The organism is Neisseria sp. P0021.S005 (genome assembly GCF_051956955.1).
The window spans coordinates 1-3,438 of sequence record NZ_JBQCWY010000316.1 but is presented as its reverse complement, the minus strand read 5'-3'; the positions used below and the strand labels follow the sequence as shown (position 1 = coordinate 3,438).

Sequence of the window (3,438 nt, the reverse complement as noted above, 5' to 3'; positions counted from 1 at the left end):
ATTGTGCGGACGTTTGCGCCATTTGTCGCCGGTATGGGCGATATGCACTACGCGACGTTTATCCGTTACAACATTATCGGCGCGGTGTTGTGGGTATTGTCGTTTTCCTATGCAGGCTACTTCTTCGCCAATATCCCCGTCGTCAAAAACAATCTGGGCTTAGTCATGGCGGCAATCATCGTGATTTCGATTTTACCTGCGGTAGTCGAAGTCATCCGTGCCAAACTTAACGCCAAAAAATAACAATCAATCGAAAAGTTTGAAAGTTTAAACACATCAAGGAATTGTCATGCCGTTGCTGTCTATTGAGTTTGCGGTATTCTTTATCGTATTTTTGCCCTTGTACTGGGCATTTGCGCGTTTGCCGCAAGTTCAAAACGTTTTACTTTTGGTTGCCGGGCTAGGCTGGCTTTACCGTATCGACCCTATTTTTGCCGCGCTGATTTTGGTTTACTCGTCTGTGGTTTACCTGGTCAGCGTACTGATGTTTTCTGAAAACGAGAATATCCGCAAATTTTGGCTGGGTTGCGGTATTTCGGCGGCATTGACTGTTTTGTGTTTCTTCAAATATTTCGACTTTTTCCGCCCGATTATTCAGCAATATACGGGGCAAAGCGCCGTCATCGATATCCTTTTGCCCTTGGGCTTGTCTTATTACACTTTCCAATCGCTGGCTTACTTAGTGTATTGCTACCGCAAGCCTAAAGGAGACCGTTTTGAATGGCACGAGCTCCTACTGCATCTGAGCTTCTTCCCCACCATCACATCCGGCCCGATTATCCGTGCGGCCGCTTTTAAAAGCATAGACGGCGAACAAGCGGGCGCATTGGCGCAAATCCGCACCAAACAAGCACGCCAGCTGATTTATCCGGCTTTGGCGGTCGGCCTGATTGTATTGGGCATTGCCAAAAAGTGGTGGCTTGCCGGCGTATTGGCAGAAGGCTGGGTATCGCCTGTTTTTGAAAATCCGGCCCAGTTCGACGGCTGGGGCGTGTTGTCTGCGATTTATGGCTACACCTTCCAACTCTTTTTCGACTTTTCCGGCTACTCGGATTTAGTCATCGGCTTGGCCATGCTGCTCGGCTTCCAGCTGCCGAAAAACTTTGCCGCGCCGCTTCGCGCCATCAACATCCGCGACTTCTGGGACAGATGGCACATCAGCCTGTCCACTTGGATTCGCGACTATATCTATATTCCTTTGGGCGGCAGCAAAAAAGGCTTCGGACGTACCCAACTCAATCTGATGATTGCCATGTTGCTTTCCGGCATTTGGCATGGCTACGGCTGGAGCTTTTTGATTTGGGGCGCGCTGCACGGTGCGGCTTTGGTATTCCTTAACTGCGGCGACAAAATCGTCGGCCGCAATGCCTTAGGCCGTCTGAAAATCGGCAAACCGCTCGCCTGGCTGTTTACCTTCCATTTCGTTTGTTTCGCTTTTGTCGTGTTCAACAGCGCAACGCTTGCCGATACGGAAATGCTGTTCAGCGCATTATTTGCCAATGACAAAGGTTGGAACGCGCCTCTGCCGACCGACCTCATGTTGCTGGGTACATTTGCGATGATGCTTTCGCTGTACCCGTATTTGCTTCGCTTATTTGAAGCATCGGTAAAAGGCTTGGACAAACTGCCTGCATGGCTGTGGTTTATTCCCATCACGCTTATCCTCGCCCTAATTATCATCTTCGCCCCGTCCGGCATTCCCGGCTTTATTTACGCCAACTTCTAAGGAGCAGAACATGAAACGCTTTATCTCCCTGTTTGTTTCTATTCTGCTCAGTGCGGTTGCGCTGACGTGGTTTGCCCAAAACTCCATCAATGCCTATTGGCAGCAGACCTATCATGAGAACAGTCCGCTTGAGCCTTTATCCGAATACGCTTGGTGGCGTATCGGTGCGGATTGGCAACAAAAAGCCTACGAATTTTCAGACGGCCTGAAAGCTTCACTGGAAACGGAAGACGCTTTGGCTTCGGAAGACTCTGGCATTGAAGCAACAAGGCCGTCTGAAAATACGGAAAACATTGAAGTATCCGACAATCAAAAAGACTCTGCTGCTTCCGATGCGACTAACAATACAGATACCACAGCCAGCGAGCCAAGCAATCAGGCTGATCAGTCGGCAACGCAGGTTGTATTGAAAAAAGGCAACAAAGTTTTCTTTGCCGGCGACTCGCTGATGCAGGGCGTTGCACCTTTCGTACAAAAACACCTCAAGCAAGAATATGGCGTACAATCGGTCAACCTCAGTAAACAAAGTACCGGTTTGTCCTACCCCAATTTCTTCGACTGGCCGAAAACCATCGAACAAACTTTGCAAAAAGAACCCGATATCCGCGTTTTGGTTGTATTCTTAGGCCCAAACGACCCTTGGGATTTCCCGATGGGTAAAAAATACCTGAAATTCGCCTCCCCCGAATGGGAGGCAGAATACCTCAACCGCGTCCGCCGTATTCTTGATGCAGCCTCCGCACATGATGTCCAAGTCATTTGGCTGGGCATTCCTTACATGAAAAAAGCCAAGCTCAATGAACAGATGCGCTACCTCGACAAAATCCTGTCGGGTACGGTGTCGCCTCAAGCCATTTGGTTGCCTACCGACAAACTGTTGAGCAATGGCGCAGAAGAATATGCCGACTCTGTCAAAGTAGATGGAAAAATCATCCGTTACCGCAGCAAGGACGGCATTCACTTTTCCGCAGAAGGCCAAAAACTATTGGCCGGAAAAATTATGGAAAAAATTAATTTTACACACGATACACAACCATGAAATTTAATAAAACCTTACTCCTCACGCTTCTCGCACTCCCTATTACCGCCTGCGCAACCAATGACGGCCTGTTAAGCAACTACGGCTCCAACCACCCTGCCTGGCTGAACAAACTGCAACAGCTCAACCATACTTCAGACGGCAAATTCCGCATTATCCAAGTCGGCGACTCCCACACCGCCGGCGACTATTTCACCGACCGCCTGCGCCGCCGTTTACAACAACAATGGGGCAACGGCGGCATCGGTTGGGTTTATCCCAACACCGTCAAAGGCCAGCGCATGGCAACCGTCCGTTACAACGGCAGCGGTTGGAACACCATCAGCAGCCGCAAATCATACAGCGATTTTTCTTTCGGCGGTATTGAAGCACGCGCCGATGGCGGCAGCGTTACCTTAAGCGCAGCCGACGGCAGCATGGATATGCAACAAATCTCCATTTTCGGCAAACCGGTTTGGTCAGAGCAAACCCTGACCGTCAACGGCCGCGAAATCCCTGCCACACAAAACGGCTGGCAACTGTTGCATACCAACGCTTCCCTGCCGATGACCCTCAGCAGCAGCATGCCTTGGCAAATCGGTTTCATTAATATCGAACGCCCCGGACGCGGCGTAACCGTTTCCGCCATGGGCATCAACGGCGCGCAGTTATCCCAATGGTCAAAATGGCGGCC

General features: G+C 50.2%; 2 protein-coding genes and 2 pseudogenes. All 4 read left to right on the top strand.

All coding sequences use genetic code 11. The features are described 5' to 3' along the window. Positions 1-243, top strand: a pseudogene (locus tag ACTHUE_RS13385) (hypothetical protein); the annotation flags it as partial. A 46-nt stretch (positions 244-289) separates the two neighbouring features. Continuing rightward, positions 290-1,726: an MBOAT family O-acyltransferase gene (locus tag ACTHUE_RS13380; RefSeq protein ID WP_049336334.1), complete on the top strand. Its 1,437-nt coding sequence runs from the start codon at positions 290-292 to the stop codon at positions 1,724-1,726. 10 nt (positions 1,727-1,736) lie between these two features. Then, positions 1,737-2,765, top strand: coding sequence for a peptidoglycan O-acetyltransferase PatB (patB, locus tag ACTHUE_RS13375; protein ID WP_004519875.1), 1,029 nt, complete (start codon positions 1,737-1,739; stop codon positions 2,763-2,765). Beyond that, positions 2,762-3,438 (top strand): annotated as a pseudogene (locus tag ACTHUE_RS13370) (hypothetical protein); the annotation flags it as partial. The gene patB and the pseudogene ACTHUE_RS13370, both read left to right, overlap by 4 nt.